The sequence below is a fragment of the Oerskovia sp. NPDC060287 genome (genome assembly GCF_042726775.1).
Classification (GTDB): domain Bacteria; phylum Actinomycetota; class Actinomycetes; order Actinomycetales; family Cellulomonadaceae; genus Oerskovia; species Oerskovia merdavium.
The window spans coordinates 13162-30846 of sequence record NZ_JBHXBO010000022.1 but is presented as its reverse complement, the minus strand read 5'-3'; the positions used below and the strand labels follow the sequence as shown (position 1 = coordinate 30846).

Annotated in this window: 11 protein-coding genes; 5 read left to right on the top strand and 6 right to left on the bottom strand. The window is 74.3% G+C overall.

The window, feature by feature from the left end; all coding sequences use genetic code 11:
- Positions 1-77: 77 nt before the first annotated feature.
- Entirely contained in the window at positions 78-1760 is a 1683-nt protein-coding gene (gene pgm / locus ACFWFR_RS03690; RefSeq protein WP_377621275.1) for a phosphoglucomutase (alpha-D-glucose-1,6-bisphosphate-dependent), read from the bottom strand.
- A 115-nt stretch (positions 1761-1875) separates the two neighbouring features.
- Between pgm and ACFWFR_RS03685 the strand changes: the two genes are divergently transcribed.
- From ACFWFR_RS03685 to ACFWFR_RS03675, 3 genes are all read left to right on the top strand, one after another.
- Complete coding sequence (locus tag ACFWFR_RS03685; protein ID WP_377618618.1) at positions 1876-2199, top strand: rhodanese-like domain-containing protein; 324 nt, start codon at positions 1876-1878, stop codon at positions 2197-2199.
- 40 nt (positions 2200-2239) lie between these two features.
- Positions 2240-3064, top strand: a complete 825-nt coding sequence (locus ACFWFR_RS03680) for a DUF5926 family protein (RefSeq protein ID WP_377621273.1) — start codon at positions 2240-2242, stop codon at positions 3062-3064.
- Between the two features lie 385 nt (positions 3065-3449).
- Complete coding sequence (locus tag ACFWFR_RS03675) at positions 3450-4232, top strand: glycosyltransferase (protein ID WP_056653537.1); 783 nt, start codon at positions 3450-3452, stop codon at positions 4230-4232.
- A 48-nt stretch (positions 4233-4280) separates the two neighbouring features.
- Here the strand turns inward: ACFWFR_RS03675 and ACFWFR_RS03670 are convergent, their stop codons facing one another.
- The 5 genes from ACFWFR_RS03670 to ACFWFR_RS03650 form a co-directional block, all read right to left on the bottom strand.
- On the bottom strand, positions 4281-9116 hold the full coding sequence (locus ACFWFR_RS03670; protein WP_377621271.1) for a hypothetical protein: 4836 nt from the start codon (positions 9114-9116) through the stop codon (positions 4281-4283).
- 96 nt (positions 9117-9212) lie between these two features.
- On the bottom strand, positions 9213-10412 hold the full coding sequence (locus tag ACFWFR_RS03665; protein ID WP_377621269.1) for an AI-2E family transporter: 1200 nt from the start codon (positions 10410-10412) through the stop codon (positions 9213-9215).
- 57 nt (positions 10413-10469) lie between these two features.
- Positions 10470-11714 (bottom strand): diacylglycerol/lipid kinase family protein, encoded by a 1245-nt coding sequence (locus ACFWFR_RS03660; RefSeq protein ID WP_377621268.1) that lies wholly within the window; start codon positions 11712-11714, stop codon positions 10470-10472.
- 85 nt (positions 11715-11799) lie between these two features.
- Entirely contained in the window at positions 11800-13698 is a 1899-nt protein-coding gene (locus ACFWFR_RS03655; protein WP_377621267.1) for an ABC transporter ATP-binding protein, read from the bottom strand.
- Positions 13695-15431, bottom strand: coding sequence for an ABC transporter transmembrane domain-containing protein (locus tag ACFWFR_RS03650; protein ID WP_377621265.1), 1737 nt, complete (start codon positions 15429-15431; stop codon positions 13695-13697). The genes ACFWFR_RS03655 and ACFWFR_RS03650 overlap by 4 nt, the downstream gene beginning before the upstream one ends.
- A gap of 55 nt (positions 15432-15486) precedes the next feature.
- Here ACFWFR_RS03650 and ACFWFR_RS03645 point away from each other — a divergent pair, with 55 nt between their 5' ends.
- Both ACFWFR_RS03645 and ACFWFR_RS03640 read left to right on the top strand, forming a co-directional pair.
- Positions 15487-16527, top strand: coding sequence for a helix-turn-helix domain-containing protein (locus tag ACFWFR_RS03645; protein ID WP_377621263.1), 1041 nt, complete (start codon positions 15487-15489; stop codon positions 16525-16527).
- 60 nt (positions 16528-16587) lie between these two features.
- A complete protein-coding gene (locus ACFWFR_RS03640) occupies positions 16588-17610 on the top strand; it encodes an ABC transporter substrate-binding protein (RefSeq protein WP_377621261.1) in 1023 nt (340 codons plus the stop codon).
- Positions 17611-17685: the final 75 nt, after the last annotated feature.

Sequence of the window (17685 nt, the reverse complement as noted above, 5' to 3'; positions counted from 1 at the left end):
GGCGCGGGGGTGGGGCGCGGGGACCGCGCGGTGCCCCCGGGCGGCGCGCTACCCCGTCGGCCACCTCGCCCCGGGCGTCAGCCGGCCAGGGCGTCCGAGACGACCTGCTTGGCCTCGTCCTGCACCTGCGTCAGGTGCTCGGCCGAGACGAACGACTCGGCGTAGATCTTGTAGACGTTCTCCGTGCCCGAGGGGCGCGCCGCGAACCACGCGTTCTCCGTGGTGACCTTGAGGCCGCCGATCGCCGCGCCGTTGCCCGGCGCCGTGGTCAGCTTCGCGGTGATCTCCTCGCCCGCGAGCGTCGTCGACGTGACCTGCTCGGGGCTGAGCCTCGCGAGCGCCGACTTCTCCTCGAGCGAGGCCGGGGCGTCGACGCGGGCGTACCAGGACTCGCCGTACTGCTCGACGAGCCGGGCGTGGTGCTGGGACGGGGTCTTGCCCGTGGTCGCGAGGATCTCCGAGGCGAGCAGCGCGAGCAGCAGGCCGTCCTTGTCCGTGGTCCACACCCCGCCGTTGGTCCGCAGGAACGAGGCGCCCGCGGACTCCTCGCCGCCGAACCCGACCGAGCCGTCGAGCAGGCCCGGCACGAACCACTTGAAGCCGACCGGCACCTCCTCGACGCGGCGACCGATCCCCGCCCCCACCCGGTCGATGAGCGACGACGACACGAGCGTCTTGCCGATCGCGGCGTCCGGGCGCCAACCGGGACGCGCCCCGCCGTACAGGTAGTCGATCGCGACCGCGAGGTAGTGGTTGGGGTTCATGAGGCCCGCGTCCGGGGTCACGATCCCGTGGCGGTCCGAGTCCGCGTCGTTGCCCGTCGCGATGTCGAACGTCGACGTCGCGTCCGGGTCCGTCATCTTCTGCACGAGCGAGGCCATGGCGTACGGCGACGAGCAGTCCATGCGGATCTTGCCGTCCCAGTCGAGCGTCATGAAGGCCCACCGCGGGTCCACCTGCGGGTTCACGACCGTCAGGTCCAGGCCGTAGCGCTCGCCGATCTCTCCCCAGTACTCGACCGAGGCCCCGCCGAGAGGGTCGGCGCCGATCGAGACGCCCGCGCCGCGGATCGCCTCGAGGTCCAGGACCGAGGCCAGGTCGTCGACGTACGCCGTGAGGAAGTCGTGGCGGTGCGTGGTCTCGGCCGTCAGCGCACGCTCGAGCGGGACGCGCTCGACCTGCCCCACGCCCGAGCGCAGGATCTCGTTCGCACGGTCCGCGATCCAGCCCGTCGCCTCCGAGTCGGCGGGACCGCCGTGCGGCGGGTTGTACTTGAAGCCGCCGTCGCGCGGGGGGTTGTGCGACGGCGTCACGACGATCCCGTCCGCGAGCTCGGGGCCCGTGGTGCGGACCCCGGCCTCGGTGGCCGCACCGTTGTGCAGCAGGATCGACTGGGACACGGCCGGGGTCGGGGTGTAGGAGTCGCGCGCGTCGATGTACGTCTGGACGCCCGCGGCCGTCAGGACCTCGATCGCGGTCTGCCACGCGGGCAGCGACAGCGCGTGCGTGTCGCGGCCGATGAAGAGGGGGCCGTCGGTGCCCTGGGCACGCCGGTACTCGACGATCGCCGCGGTGATCGCGAGGATGTGCGCCTCGTTGAACGCGTGGTCCAGGCTCGACCCGCGGTGGCCCGACGTCCCGAACACCACCTTCTGCGCCGGGTCGTCGACGTCGGGGGAGAGGTCGTAGTAGGCGCCGACCACGGCGTCCACGTCGATGAGGTCCTGGGGCTGGGCGAGGGTTCCGGCGCGGGGGTCCATGCGACGATCCTGCCACTGGTCAGGGCGTCGCGGGAGGTCTGTCCCGGGAGGGGAGACCGGCGCGGCACGCGACCAGGATCCGACGACGGCGCGTCAGAAACGTAGGCTGGTCACCATGTTCCCGCCCCAGGTACCCACGACCGACGTGTCCGAGCTCGACGCCGAGCACCCCGTGCCCGAGGGCGTCGTGCTCCTCGACGTGCGCGAGCAGGACGAGTGGGACGCGGGCCACGCGCCCGACGCCGTCCACATCCCCCTGGGCGAGCTGCCCGTCCGCTGGGGCGAGCTCGACCCCGAGGTCCCGATCCTCGTGATCTGCCACTCGGGCGGACGCTCGGCGCGCGCCGCGGCGTGGCTCAACCAGGGCGACTTCGACGCGACCAACCTCGACGGCGGCATGGTCGCGTGGTCGCAGCGAGGGTTCCCGGTCGAGCAGTAGGCCCGCCGGCCCCGCAGCCCGCTCCCACTACACTTTCCCCATGGCCAAGAACTCGACGCCCGACTTCGTGCTGCGCCCCTTCGAGGGGCTCCCCGGCGAGACCGACTGGGTCGCCCTGCGGGAGGTCGTCCCCTCGGCCTCGGCACCTGCTCGCACCACGGAGGAGTACGGCGCTCGCGACGTCCTCGTCGTGACGATCCTCCCGGCCGGCTGGGCCGCGCTGCACCGCCAGGACGGCACCATCCTCCTGGCGCTCCAGACCCTCGCGGGCTCGGGCGACACGAGCCGCGACCTCGCGGCGGTCCTGCTCGAGGCCATCGAGGCCGAGCCGGGCACGTCGATCGAGCTGGGCGAGCTGCCCGGTCCGGGCCCGCGCCTGCAGGACGTCCTGGACCTGTCGGTGCCCTTCGAGGTCACGGTCCACGAGGACTTCTCGTTCTGGCTCGACCCCACGACGGACCTCACGCCCGAGCTCAAGGCGTCGCTCGACCAGGCGTCGGAGTCGATCGTCCCGACGGTCAAGCTCGAGTCGGTCGAGTCGGCCTACTGGTGCTCCATGAGCCGTGAGTTCCTGCGCTGGGCCTGGCCCGTGGGCGAGGAGGAGCTGATCGACGCGATCTCGCGCCTGCACGCCAAGCGCGAGTCGGGCCTGGGCGGCGGCAAGTTCGTCGGCGCGTTCCGGTCGTGCGGTCTGCTGGTCCCGGTCTGGGAGCTCCCGCGCGGCACCGAGGCCGCAGACCTCGAGGAGCCCGCCAAGGAGCTCAAGGCCAAGCTCGACGCGGCGCTCGCGGTCACCGAGCCGCTCGACGCCAACGAGCGTCGTGCACGTGCGGGCATCGTGTCCCGTCAGGTCACGCTCCGCTGACGACCCCCGACGCACCGCCGGCCGGCCCCGCCACGGGCGCCACGTCGGCACCAGCACCACGGCACCACAGCACCACCAGCACGACCCCGAGACCGACGGGCGCCGGCATCGCCGCCCCGCCCGTCGGCCTCGGGCAGGTCAGGTCCGACGAGGAAGTACAGACGCCAGGCTGACCGAGAGATACCTCGGCAAGAACCCGAGAACACCGTTCTCTGGGACATCCCCGTGACTTTGCCACCCCGAGTGTGGCAAACTGCGGGAAACTCTTTGCACTACTAGGCTGGATTGCGTGAACGCGGACCATCGGTCGACCGAGTCAGGACTGAACACCGAAACCACCCGGGACGTGTCGGGCGTCCCCGCCAACGGGACGCACGCGCTCCCGGTGGCGAAGACCCCGCGCCCGGCCCCGCTGCACGGCGGTTCCCGGCAGAAGCAGCGCGTCGCAGTGATCATCCCCGCCAAGGACGAGGCGCGTCGCATCGCGGCCACGGTCCGTGCGGCCAAGGCCATCCCGCACGTCGACCTGGTGCTCGTGGTGGACGACGGCAGCGAGGACACCACGCAGCACGTCGCCCGTGAGGCGGGCGCCGTGGTCGTGCGCCACTCCCACAACCGCGGCAAGGCGGCGGCCATGGAGACGGGTGCCGCGGTCGTCGCGATGCGCGACGTCGCCGACCGCCCCCCGCGCCTCCTGCTCTTCATCGACGGCGACCTGGGCGAGACCGCGGTCAACACGGCCCCGCTCGTGCCCCCCGTGCTCGACGGCCTGGCCGACATGTCCATCGCCCTGCTCCCGCCGCAGCCCGGCGCGGGCGGTCGCGGGATCGTCGTGGGTGCCGCGCGGCGCGCCATCCAGTCCATGACGGGCTGGACGCCCACGCAGCCGTTGTCGGGCATGCGGTGCCTGACGCGCGAGGCGTTCGAGGCCGCGACGCCGCTGGCCCGCGGCTGGGGCGTCGAGACGGGTCTCACGATCGACCTGCTCCGCAAGGGGTACGTCGCGGTCGAGGTCCCGTGCGACCTGCGCCACCGCCCCTCGGGGTCGGACCTCAAGGGGCAGATCCACCGCGCCAACCAGTACCGCGACGTGCAGCTCGCGGTCGGGGCGCGTCGCGTCCGCAGCGCGCTCGACGCGCTCGGCGGGCACAAGCACTCCGGGAAGTAGCTCTTCGCACGAGGGGCCCGGGCGGACTCCGCCCGGGCCCCTCGTCGTCTACCTGCCGGACGCGGCAGGTTCCGCCGCGTCGTCGGGCGAGCCTCCGCCGTCGGGCAGGGAGGGCAGCGGGACGGACGGCTCGTCGTCCGTCCCGGAGGACGCCCTGCCCGACGGCGCCGCTCCCGTCCCCGAGACCGTCTCGCCCTCCGCGTCGGAGACCTCGCCCGGGCTGCCCGGTGTCGCGCGCAGCGCGGTGAGCACCACGAGCGGCACGGCCGCGACCAGGGCGATCATCGCGATCCGGACCCCGAAGTCGTTGACGAGCGAGCCGCTCACGGACATGACCCAGATCGCGAGGATCGCGGGCCGGAACAGGGGCCACCCCGCCTCGGACCGCGCGAACCAGGCCGGGGTGAAGCGGCGCGGCGCGAACAGCACGAGCGCGAACCAGACCAGCACCACGAGCGTGATCCACACCGGGACCCCGCCCAGCACCGAGCGCGCCGCGTAGCCGGCCTTGCGCCAGAGCATCTCCCACGCGTCGCCGTCGACGACCTGGCCCACGAAGCGCCCCAGGTGCGAGCGAGCGGCAGGCGGGCGCAACCAGTCGAGCACGCCGATGAGCGCGACCACCCCCACGCCGGCCAGACCGATCGTGAAGAACCGCCTGAACGTCAGGCGTGCGCCCGAGGCCGCGAGCAGCAGGATCGCGAACGTCGGGACGAGGACGAGCCCGCCACCGAGGTCGGCACCGAGCGTGGGCCACACGTCGACGGCCATCGCGACCACGCCGATCACCCCGACCACGAGCGTGGCCGTCCGTCGTCGACCACGCAGCACGAGCCACTGGGCGACCCCGGCGGCGGCGAGGACCCCCGCGACCGCGAAGACCGAGAACGTCGGGTTGCCGAACCCGTAGAAGCGAGCCCCGAACGTCGGCGCCGAGCCGAGCGGGCTGGCGCGGTTGAACGGTGTGCCCAGCAGGGCGTCGAGAGTCAGCACCGCGAACGTGATGCCCGCGACCAGTGCGGGGCCCGCCCAGACGGGTCGTCGGGGCGCGCGCGCCCCGAGGCCGGCGACCACGACGGTCGAGCCGATCGACATGGCGACGGCCGCGAGCATCGGGTTCTCGAACCGCCACCACGAGGTCATCGACGAGACGAACGCCGCGGCGGGCAAGGACGCGAGGACCAGCGCGGCACCCTCGGCGACCCGGCGCCCGATCCGCCAGCCTCGTGAGTCCTTGCGGCGGGCGACGGGCGCCAGCAGCAGGCAGCCGGCCGCGAGGACCAGGCCCGCGTACCCCGCGTAGTCGACGAAGTACGGGTAGATCTGGCGCCGGACCTGGTCGCGTGAGGTCAGGTCGGCCAGGGCGTCGGCGGCGGACGCCGCGTCGAGGGGCCGGGGCGAGCCGTAGGTCATGACCGACGTGTCGATCCCTGCCGGGACCTCGACCCCCAGGGCGCCCAGGATCGTCGGAGGCACGTCGAGCAGGCGGACGATCCCGTCGGAGCGCGTCGCCGAGCTCGTGAGGAACCGGGGCTGGTCCGAGTCGATCGAGGTCGAGGACCGGACCATGGTCACGCCCAGCGCAGGACGGGCGCCCGGGTTGTTGACCACGTCGACCACGAGGACCGTCGCCGAGTCCGGCACGGCGTCCAGGACCCGGCCGACCGTCGCGTCGACGTCGGCGACGAGCGCGGGCCGCTCGGTGCGGTAGCGGGCCGAGCGCTCGGCCGCCGTCTCGCCCGGGATCGTCGCCAGCGCTGCCGGGGTCGCGTCTCCCGCGTCGATCACGGTCAGCGCGCAGCCGAACGTGTCGTTGACCGGGGCCAGGGCCGCGGGCAGGTCCTGGTAGCGCGCGACCGTCCCGTCGCTGTCCGCGAGGGCGAGCGCCGCGCGCGGCCCGACGGCCGTCGCGCAGATGCCCGCGTCCGAGATCGCCTGGCCCAGGGTGCCGAGCTCGACGGTCCGGGACTGAGCGTCCACCATGTCCTGCCACCCCTGGACCTGGACCGACGTCGCGGGGGTCGCGACGCGCGACGAGGCGACCGTGTCGACGGGCTCGTCCGACGAGGCCGTCGTCCCGTCCGTCGCGACCGTGGTGACGGGGGCGCACGACGTCGTGCCGTCGTCGAGCAGGAGGGGCTCGTGGCGCACGTACTGCCCCGCCGAGAGCGCGAGCCACCCCGACGCGGGGCACCGGCTCGCGGCCCCCGTGGGGAGCGAGTCGCCCGCGGCGCCCGCCCCCTCGGTGAGGAGGGTGCGGAGCTCGGGGGCCGTCCCGGACGCGACGTCGGGCCAGCGGAGCCCCGAGGTGCCGATCACGACGAGGCTCTCGCCCTCGGGTGCGACGGGCGCACCCGTCCCGCGACGGACCTCGTCGCCCGCGACGGCCGCGCCGCTCGTCGGCACGACGGCCGCGGCGAGCAGCAGCGAGAGGAGCAGGCCGCCGCCCACCGCGAGGATCGTGGTGGGCATGCGGCGGATCGTGCCCGAGTCGGTCGAGAGCCCCGCGATGCGCGGCGCGCGGGGCTTTCGTGCGGTCGGTGACGCTGACGGGACGGGGGCGTCCGCGGGGACGGCTGTGGGGACCGCCGCCGCGACCGTGACCGACGACTCCGAGAGGAACGAGGCCACGACGGTCGCGATCGCCACGACGACGAACATGACCGCGATGATGACGCCCGAGTCGTTGAGGACCGAACCGATCCCGGCCGCGACCACGAGCGAGATCACGAGGGACCGGAGCTGGGGCCACGCGCGGTAGGCGGCGGCGACCTCGGGCAGGCGGCAGACGTCGGGGCGCAGGGCCGCGAAGGCCGTGGCCACGACGGCCACGGTCGCCAGGACGCCGGGCACGCTCGCGACCGTCGCCCACGCCCCCGCGGCCTTGGTCGCGATCATGCTGAGCGCGTCCCCGTCGAGGAACCGCTGGACGAACCCGCCCAGGTGCGAGCTGGTCCCCGGGATCGCCCAGTCGACGACCGACACGACCACGACCACGCCGATCGTCGCGGCCGCGACCGCGAGGATCCGCCGCACGGTGATGCGCACCTGGGCGACCAGCAGGGCGAGGATCGCGAACGCGGGGATCAGGGCGAGGATCCCGCCGAAGTCGGCACCGAACGCGGGCCAGCCGTCGACGACCGTCGTCACGACCCCGACGCCGACGACGACCGCGAGGCTCGCCCGCCGCCTGCCGTGCGCCGCGAGCTGGGACGCGATGCTCCCGGCGAGCAGGAGGGCGGCGGCGCCGTAGACCGCGAACGTCATGTTGTTGAAGCCGTAGAAGCGCGCCCCGAGCACGGGGGCCGGGCCCAGGAGCGAACCCTGCTGGAGCGTCGTCCCGGTCAGGCCGTCGACCGTCAGGACGAGCCAGGTGACTCCCGAGACCGCAGCGGCCAGGCGCCAGGGGCTGCGAGGCAGGACCCGGCTCACGAACCACGCGACGAGGGCGACCACGACGGTCGCCACGCTGACCGAGAGGATGAGCGCGAACGTCGGCGCGGGGGAGACCCACCACCGGGCGAGCGTGCTGAGCGACGACGCCGCAGGGGCGGAGGCGACCAGGAGCAGGACCGCCGACAGGACCCGGCGGCCTCGGGGGCTCGGGGGGAGCGGCGCCGTCGGGCCGGAAGGGGACGCTGTCGCGCGCCGCTCCGCCGCGCGACGTGACCACAGCGTGGCCCCGACCGCGATCACGAGCGCACCGATGAGCAGGCCCACGAACGCCGGCATGAGGTTCGGGGCGGTGTCCGACAGGACACCGAGGTATCGACGGTTCTCGACCGTCCGCGAGATGCTCATGCGACGGTCGTCGCCCGACTCGAGCGGGGCGCCCCCCTCGAACGCGGCGGTGCTGATCCCGGCGTCGGCCGCGAGCGTCGCGGTGAGGTCCGTGAGCTGGACGAGACCCTTGAAGCGCGTCGACTCCGACTGGAGCCAGCCGTGCGCCGAGCCCGAGGCCGTCCAGTCCACGACGACCTGCAGACCAGGCTTGGCGCCCGGGGTGTCGGCGATCCCCGCCACGAGGACACGTGAGTCGCGCGGCAGGTCGGAGGTCAGGCGCTCGAGGACCTGGTCGAGCTCGCGCAGGGCCTCGGCCCGCTCGGGCGACGACTCGGGCAGCTCGCCCTGGTCGATCACGACCGTGTCGCACGCCGCGAGCTCCTCTTGCGAGAGGGCGTCGAGCGTCGGGACGTAGCGCGAGACCGCGCCGGTCGAGTCCGCGAGCGTGATCGCACCGCCCGGGCCGACAGCGGTGCTGCACACGCCCGCCGCCGCGAGCTCGGTGCCGAGCGCGCCCGGCCCGCGGGGCACCACGGCGCCCGTCTCGGGATCGACCGTGGTGTCGGCCGGCTCCTCGACCAGGTCCTCGGGACCGGTCGTGAGCGTGGACCAGCCCGGCACCGACGACGAGCTCACGCCCGTCCCCGCGTCGATCGTGGGCAGGGGCTCGCAGTCGACCGTGGACGTGACCTCGGCCGGGTCCGCCGGGTCGTCCGTGGGCACCGGCTCGACGACCGGGGGAGCGCTCGACTCGCGCTGCCCCGCGGACAGCGTGAGCCACGCGTCGAGCGAGCACGTGACCGGGCCGGCGCCCGTGCGGACGTTGATCGACCCGACCGAGCTCGACCCGATCATGCTCCACAGGTGCGGCACGGTCGTCGGGTTGACGTCCGTCCAGCGCAGCCCGGCGACACCGACCAGGACGGTCGGGCCCTCGGGCGAGGAGTCGGTGGTGGTCTCGGTGGTGGTCGTCGAGGTGCTCGCGGGGGCGGCCGCGGCGGGCAGCGCCGGGCCGACGAGCGCGCCGATCGCGAGGAGCAGCGCGGCGAACCCCCGACGACTGGTGCGACGAGGGGTCTGTGCGGGGGCCGGATTCGTCACCGGTCCAGCCTACGGGGGGTCACGTCGGCGGCCCGTCGACCGGGCTGCGCGGCCACAGATCCTCCACGAGGTCGGCGCAGCAGGGACGGAAGTGGCTCAGGTGGTCGGGCGGTCCGGCTCGTCGCCGTCGGGACCGTCCGGGGCCGCGCCGGTGCTCGCCTCGACCGCCAGCGCTCTCGTGGAGGCCGCCGATGCCTCCTCCGGAGCCTTGGCCCTCGCCGGTGCCGGCTCGGCGGGCGGCGCCCCCGACGTGTCGCCCGACAGGTAGCGCAACCAGCCCGAGTCAGGGTCCCCCTCGATGATCAGCGCCCGGGTGAGGAGCGTGAGCGGGATCGCGAGGATCGCGCCGAGCGGGCCGATCACGAGGGTCCAGAAGACGACCGAGAAGAAGCTCAGCGTGAGGCTCAGGTTCACGGCGTCGGCCACGAACTTGGGCTGCACGAGCACCTGCAGGACCACGTTGACCACGCAGTAGACCGCGACCACCCCGAGCGCGAGCGGCCAGCCGCCCACGACGAGCGCCATGACCGTGGGAGGGACCACGCCGAGCACGAACCCGATGTTCGGGATGAAGTTGGTGACGAACGCGAGGATGGCCCAGACCGCGGGCGCGGGGACCCCCATCCACCACAGGGCCACGCCGTCGATCACGGCCACGACCGCACCGAACGAGGCGTTGACGACGAAGTAGCGACGCACCCCGGAGTTGTACGCCGTGATCCGGGCGAGCGTCGCGGGGCGCGTCACCCCGAAGCGGGCGCCCGCGTCCTGGTAGCGCCCGGCGTCCGCGGCCATGAAGATCACGTACGCGAGCACGAAGAAGAAGGCGGTGAGCACGGTCATGGCCGTACCGCCCACCGTGGCCGCGAGGCCCGCGATGGTGCTCGGGTCGAGCCACGACGACACCGCGTCCGCGACCTGCCCCTCGACGCCGAACGACTCGAGCCACGCCGTGACCTGGTCGACGGTCTTGGCGAGGTCGTCGAGGTACTGGCTCACGAGGTTCGCGAACTGGACCCCGGCGAACGCGAGGAGCGCGGCGAGCGCTCCGAGGATCAGGTAGGCGACGACGATCATCCCGGTCGTCGCGGCCCATCGTGGCCAGCCGCGGCGCTCGAGCGGACCGCGGACCGGCTGCACGATGATCACGACGACGGCCGCGAGAGCGAGCGGTCCGAACAGCCCGCGCGCGAAGTACACCCCCGCGAGGACGATCACGGCAGCGGCCAGGCTGATCAGGGTCCGGGTCGACGGCGCCAGGCCACGGTGCGGAGAAGCGTCCTGCGGTGCGGTCATCTAGGGGGTGCTCCTCGGTGGTGAAGTTCGGGCGTCAGGTCGAATGATGCCTGCCGGTCAGGCCGTGCGCACGACCAGCCCGCCCGGCTCGACCCAGGCCTCGAGCTCGACGGCACGGCCCAGGAGGTCACCGTCGACCTGCGCCTGCTCGCCGCCCTCGACCCGGACGCGCACGCGCTTGGCGCGCGCGTGGTCGATCCGGCCGATCTTCGCGGGCAGGTCGTTGGTCACGCCGAACCCCTGCATGACGACGTCGCCGAAGAGCTGGGCCCAGCCCACGACCCCGCCCCGGGTGTCGATCGCGGCGATGTCGAGGATGCCGTCGTCGAGCACCGCGTCGGGCAGCAGCGTGATGCCGCCGGGCAGCTTGCCGCAGTTGCCGACCATGAGGGTGCGCAGCTTGGCCTGGACGGGCGGCGCGTCGTCGAGCTGGATCTGGGCGCGCAGGCGCCGGCCGTGCAGGTGCCGGATCCCCGCGACGAAGTACGCGACCCAGCCCACCTTGGCCTTGAGGGTCGCGTCGGCGTCCGCGACCATCGCGGCGTCGAACCCGAGCCCCGCGATCACGAGGAAGATGTGCGCGGTCTCGGTGTCCCGGGCCGCGAGCGTGCCCTCGGGCTGCTCGACCGAGGCGGCCGAGATGTCCTCGGGGTCAGAGCCGGCGGCCGTGCCGGCGTCCTCGTCTCCCGTGGCGTCCGCACCTGCCGCGTCCGCGCCCGTGGCGCCGGTCCGCGCGGGGCCGCGCGCGCCGCCGTCGGGCTCCGCGTACTCCAGGACGCGCGCCCAGCCGACGTCGATCACGCGGTCCGCGCCCGCGACGACGATGCGCAGCGCCTCGTCCGGGTCGGTGATGGGCAGGTCGAGGTTGCGCGCGAGCAGGTTGCCCGTGCCGATGGGGATGAGGCCCATGGGTGTGCCCGTGCCGACCATGGCCTCGGCGACGGCCCGGACGGTCCCGTCGCCGCCGACCGCCACCACGATGTCGGCGCCGCGCGCGAGGGCCTCGCGGGTCTGTCCCACACCCGGGTCCTCGATCGTGGTCTCGAACCACAGCGGGTCGGGGAGGTCGGCCTCGGCGCACACCTGGCGGACCGTGCGCTCGAGGTTCGCGGCCGCGGGCTTGGACGGGTTGGCGACGAACGCGATGAGCTGGCCGGTGTCGTCGGAGGGTGCGTCGGCGGGGACGACGGGAGGGTCGAGGCGTCGTCGGCGTCGCTGCTGCGACCAGACGGTCATCGCGACCGTGAGCGCGACGGCGGAGATGGCGACCGCCGCGACTCCCAACCACATTTCCCAACCCATGTCGGACACGGTAGCGCTCGGGATGCCGGGGGCGACGGTCGTGCCCGCCGAAGGTGACGTACCCGACCGTCGCGGCCCGTCCGGCTCAGCGCTCGCCCGATCCCCGTTCCCACGCGGCCCACAGCCGCGCGTACTGCCCGCCGGCCGCGCGCAGGTCGTCGTGCGTCCCCGACTCGACGACCCGCCCGGCATCCATGACGACGACCCGGTCGGCTGCCGCGGCCTGGCTCAGCCGGTGCGCGATCACGACCGCGGTCCGCCCCGCCAGCGCGGCCCGGGCCGCCCGGTCGAGCGTCGCGGCGCCGTCGGTCCCGACCTCGGCCGTGGCCTCGTCGAGCACCACGACCGCGGGGTCCAGGAGCAGTATCCGAGCGAGCGCGAGCTGCTGCGCGCGGTCCGGCGAGAGGTCGAGGCCGCCCGCACCCACCGCGGTCGCGAGGCCCTCGGGCAGGTCGGCGACCCAGCGCGCCTCGACCGCGTCGAGGGCCGCGTGCAGCTCGGCGTCGCTCGCGCGGGGCGCGGCGAGCCGCAGGTCCTCGGCGAGGGTCCCGCTGAAGACGTGGACCTCCTGGCTCACCATGGCCGCGTCCGGCCGGGGGGCGGGCAGCCCCTCGTCGGCGGCGGCCCGACGGCGTCGCCCCGGCGTCGCGCCCAGGACCTGCACGGCGCCGCGCGTCGGGCGGTGGATGCCCATCGCGAGCTTCGCGACCGACGTCTTGCCGGCCCCGGACGCCCCGACGAGCGCGACGTGCTCGCCCTCCGCGACCTCGAGGTCGACGCCCGTGAGGACGTCGCGCCCGGGGGAGTAGGCGAAGGTCACGTCCCGGAGCACGACGGCGGAGCGTGGCCCCGGCACGTCGGCGGCGCTCGCGGGACGGTCGCCCTGGGCGGAGAGCTGATCGGCCGGGTCGGAGGGTCCGCCCCCCTCGACCGGCCACGTGGTCGCGGTCGTCACGCCCACGAGCCGTGCGAGCCCGGCCCCCGCCTTCTGGATCTCGTCGAACTCGCCCAGGACCATCCCGATGGGCCCGAACAGCCGGTGGAAGTACAGCGCCGCGGCCGTCGCGGCGCCCACGGTCACGGCGTTCCCCGAGACGAGCCAGAACCCGACCGCGAGCACGGCCCCGAGCCCGATGAGCTCGGCGATGTTGAGCCGGTTGTAGAACCGGGTGAGGAGCGCGATCCCGGTCAGCGACAGGTCGATGGCCCGGATCGAGGACTGCGCCACGAGGTCCTCGTGCCGCTCGCCGTGCCCCAGGGTCGTGACGGTCGTGGCCCCCGCGACCGTCTCGATGACCTGCTCGGTGCGCTGGGCCTCGGCGACCCGGACCTCGCGGTAGACGGGTCCCGAGCGGCGCAGGAACCAGCGCAGCGACACGACCTGCAGGGGAGCGGCGGCCACCGCGGCGAGCGCGAAGCGCCAGTCGAGGGCCCCGAGCCCCACGAGCGTCAGGGCGATCGTGAACACGGCGGACGTGACGGCGGGCAGGACGCCCGAGATCGCCTCGCTCACGGCGTCGACGTCCCCCGAGACGCGCGCGACGACGTCGCCGACGCCTGCCCGCTCGACCTGCTCGAGCGGCAGGTCGAGCGCGCTCGCGAGGACGTCCTCGCGCAGGTCGGCGAGCGCGCCCTCGCAGATCCGGGCGAGCAGGGTCTGTCCCAGGTAGCCGAGCACCGCGCTCAGCACACCTGCTCCGAGGAGCAGCAGGCCGAACCGCACGAGCTCCGACGTCCGGCCGCCCTCGACGACGACGTTGACCATGACCCCGAGCAGGGCCGGAGTGGCGAGGCCCGCGACCGAGCCGGCCAGCAGCACCGCGACGGTCCCGGCGAAGAGCCACCGGCGCCTCGTGAGCATGCGCCACAGCGCGGCGTTGGTCGCGGCGGTCGTGGCGACGGGCAGGATGGTCCGCGCCGGGACGGCGGGGGCCGTGGGAACGACCGGCCCGTCGGAGGCGGCGGTCACGACGTCGGCGCTCACGAGGCGACCAGCTCGCGGTCGGTGCCGGCAGGGGTCGCCACGACCGCGACCGCCGTGACGACCTCGTCGCACACGGCCAGGAGCGTCGGGCTCGAGGTCACGAGCACGAGCGCGCGCTCCGGGAAGCCGCGCAGCGCGGCGGCGATCCTGGCCTCGGTCACGGTGTCGACCGCGGTCGTGGGGTCGTGCAGGACGAGCACGGGTTCGGGCCGGTGCAGCGCACGCCCCAGGACCAGACGTTGGCGCTGCCCGCCGGACAGGTGCTGGCCGCGGCCGACCAGCGGCGTGTCGAGCCCCTCGGCGAGGTGCCCGAGCACCTCGCCGGTCCCCGAGGCGTCGATCGCCCGGTCGTCGAGCGGCCCGTCGGCCGCGAGGTTCTCGCGCACGCTCGTGCTGAACAACGACGCGTCGTGCCGGGCCGCGAACACGAGCGCACGCCCGGCCGAGGGATCGAGGGTGGCGAGGTCGGTACCGTTCACGGCGACGGCTCCGGGCGGGGCGGGGGCGCGGCACCCGAGGACGTCGACGAGCCGGGCCGCGTCGCCGCCGTCGGGCACGACGACTCCCACGACCTGGCCCGCCCGGGCCGTGACGCGAGGCACGACGGACCCGCCGAAGACGCCCGCGATCGTCACGGTCGCGGCCCCGCCGTCGCGGGTGCCCGCGTGCGCGGCGCTCGCCGCCCCGTCCACCGGGCTGTGGACGGTCGGTTCGCCGAGCAGGAGCAGCAGACGCCGCGCCGAGGCGCGCTTCTGCGCGAGCTCGACCCCCAGGAAGCCCGTCCGGGACATGGGTTCCTGGACGAACTGCGCGAGGCCCACGACCGCGACGAGCTCACCCACGGTGATCTGCCCGGCGAGCGCCATGCGGCCCGCGAAGAACGCGACCGCCGCGAGGAAGACGACCGAGAGCACGGTGCTCACGGCCTGGTACGCGGCCCGGGAGCGCACCGCGCGCAGCGCGGCCGCGAGGGAGTCGCGGCTCGCGCGCCGGTAGCGGTCGGCCGCGGCCTCCTCGGCACCCAGGCCCTTGAGGACGCGCAGGCCCGTGACGAGGTCGGTCGCGAGCCCCCCGGCGCGCGCCGCGGTCTCCTGCTCGGTCTCGCTGCGGGCCTCGAGCGGCACCGAGAGCCGGTGCATCACGAGCAGCATCACGGGCGTCGCGACGAGGACCGCGATCCCGAGCGGCACCGAGACGAGCAGGAGGCTCACGGCGGTCGTGCCGATCGCGGCGAGTGCGCCGAGCTGACCCGTGACGAGCCACGAGATCCCTGCGACGCGGTTGGTGTCGGAGGACGCGATGGTCAGGGTCTCGCCCGCGGCGCGCTGCCGCGCCATGCCGAGCGGGTCCAGCACGCGCGCGACCGTGAGCTGGCGCAGGTCGTGCGCCGCGAACGAGAAGGCGCGCACGGTCGAGCGCATGCCGATCCGCCACGCCATGGTCAGGACGACGAAGACCGCGGCGAGCACACCGAGCCACAGGCCGAGCGCGGAGCCGTCTCGCGGCACGATCGCGCGGTCCACGACCACGCCGATCAGCACGGGCACGAGGGCCTCGGCGACCTGGTGGACCATGAAGCCGCCCGCGCCCAGGGTCAGCAGGAGCCAGCGCCGGTTGCCGGCGAGCACGAGGCGGAAGACTCCGCCGACGGTCGTCGGCACGGCGACGCCGGTCCCGCGGGCGGGGCGTGGTCGCCGGTCCGGGCGTGCAGGACGGCGGAGACGGGGAGGCATGCTTGCTAAGGTAATGCTTACCTTCCTGAGCCGATGTGGGATAGCCTGCCGGATCATGTCGCTCATCGGCCAGGCGCCTCCCTCCGTCCCGTTCGTCGCGATCGCCATGCCCGACGGCGCCCGCCCCGCTGACGCCCAGCGTGCGCAGCAGCACGCCGAGGACGCCGCGATCGTGGCCGCGGCCCGCGAGGTCCGGTCGGTCTCGACGTCCCACTTCCCGCCCAGCACCCCGGGCCTGTGGCCCGTGCACGTGCACGCGTTCCACGAGCTGCTGTGGGGCACGCAGGGCGTGCTCACGGTCGAGACCGAGCACGGCTTCTTCGCGGTCCCGCCGACGATCGGGCTGTGGATCCCGGCGGGCGTCGCGCACGCGGTCCAGACCGCGGGCGGCACGGGGTTCTACTGCACCTACGTCGACGCGGACCTGTCGGCGCCGTCGGCCGAGCGGGCCTCCAGTCAGCCGGACGGGCGACCCGGCGAACGGCCCGGCCCGCCCGGCGCTGCCGCCTCCGCGGAGGACACGTTCGTCGCGGTCCTCGACCGCGCGCACCGCACCACGGCGGTCTCGGTCCCTCCGGCGGCGCGCGAGCTCATGGTCCATCTGTTCAGGCACGGCATGGACCCCGCGGCCCGACGGCGCAGCGAGCGTGTCGTCGTCGACCTCCTGTCTCCCGTGGACGTCACGCCCATGGTGCTGCCCATGCCCTCGGACGCGCGCCTCGAGTCGGTCGCCCGACGGCTGCTCGACGACCCGGCAGACACGCGCTCGCTCGAGGCGTGGGCGCGCGAGGTGTCGGTGAGCGTGCGCAACTTCTCGCGGCTGTTCCATCGCGAGACGGGCATGACGTTCGCGCAGTGGCGCATCCACGCGCGGGTCCGGGTCGCGATCGGCCTGCTCGCGGGCGGAATGCCCGTGGGGACCGTGAGCCGCCGGGTGGGGTACCGGACGCCGAGCGCGTTCGTGCAGTCCTTCCGGCGGGTCCTCGGCCACACCCCGGGCTGGTACGTCGCGTCGGTCAAGGCCGATGCGGAACATCCCCTGGCCTCTGGCAGCGACGATCGGCCAGCTTCTGTGCTCCCGACGTGGTTAGGGTAGGGATACCTAACTGCCTCTGACGGGGATCGTCGTGTCGCCGTCGTCCGACCGGGAGACCTCGTGACCCTCGTCCTGACCGCCCGCCCCGACACCCCTGCGGACGCTTCGTCCATCCCGGTCGGCGACGACCGGTGGCAACGGGTCGTCGCGGCGATCACGCGCCGCGACTTCCTGATCGGCGCCGGGACGCTCACGGTCGCGGGGCTCCTCGCCGCGTGCGGCGACGGGTCGGGCCAGGCGGCGGGAACCCCTGCCGGCGGCGAGACCATGCCGTTCGAGCACGACGGCTACCGCACGGACCTGCCCCTGCACCCCGAGCGCGTCGTCGTCCTGGAGGCCCGGGCCGGGCTCGAGTTCGCGATCCTCGCCGGGCTGCCGATCGTGGCGACCGAGTGGTCCGACGAGAGCCACCTCATGGCGCACCTGCCGCAGGGCGTCGAGCACCTGGGCGGCTCCAACATCGAGCCCAACGCCGAGTCGATCCTGTCCCACTCGCCCGACATGCTCGTGGTCGGTGCGGGGTGGTGGACGTACTACCAGGAGAACGAGCTGCTGGCCGAGGGCATCGCTCCCGTCCTGGTCGTGGGTGACGACGACCCTGACTGGAAGGCCTCGCTGCGGCGCCAGCTCGCCGCGTTCGGCCGCGAGCAGCAGGCGACCGAGGCGATCGACGCCTACGACGCCACGGTCGCGGACGTCGCCGCCGAGATCGCCCCGCTCGTGACCGGCCGCAAGGTCGTCATCGCGGGAGCCGACGAGGAGGGCTTCTGGATCCAGGAGCCCGACAGCTACTGCTCGGGCATCGCCCGCGACGTCGGCATGGACCTCGTGCTCCCGGCCGCCGGGCAGAGCAACGGCTCGGTCCAGCGCTTCTCGTTCGAGAACCTCGACGTCTTCCGCGGCGCCGACCTGATCATCCTCCAGAACCCCGACGACCCCGCGGCGTCCAACCCCGCGTGGCTGGCCGTGCCCGCCGTCCAGGCGGGGCGCGTGGCCGAGCTCCGCTACGACCGCAACTTCGGGCTCGCCCTGACGGCCCAGGTCTTCGCCGAGGACCTGCGCGAGGCCGCGCACCTGCTCTGACCCGGGGCCGCGGGCGCCCAGCGCCACGACCCTGCTGCCCCACGGCCGATCGACGCCCGCGACCGCGGGCTCCCA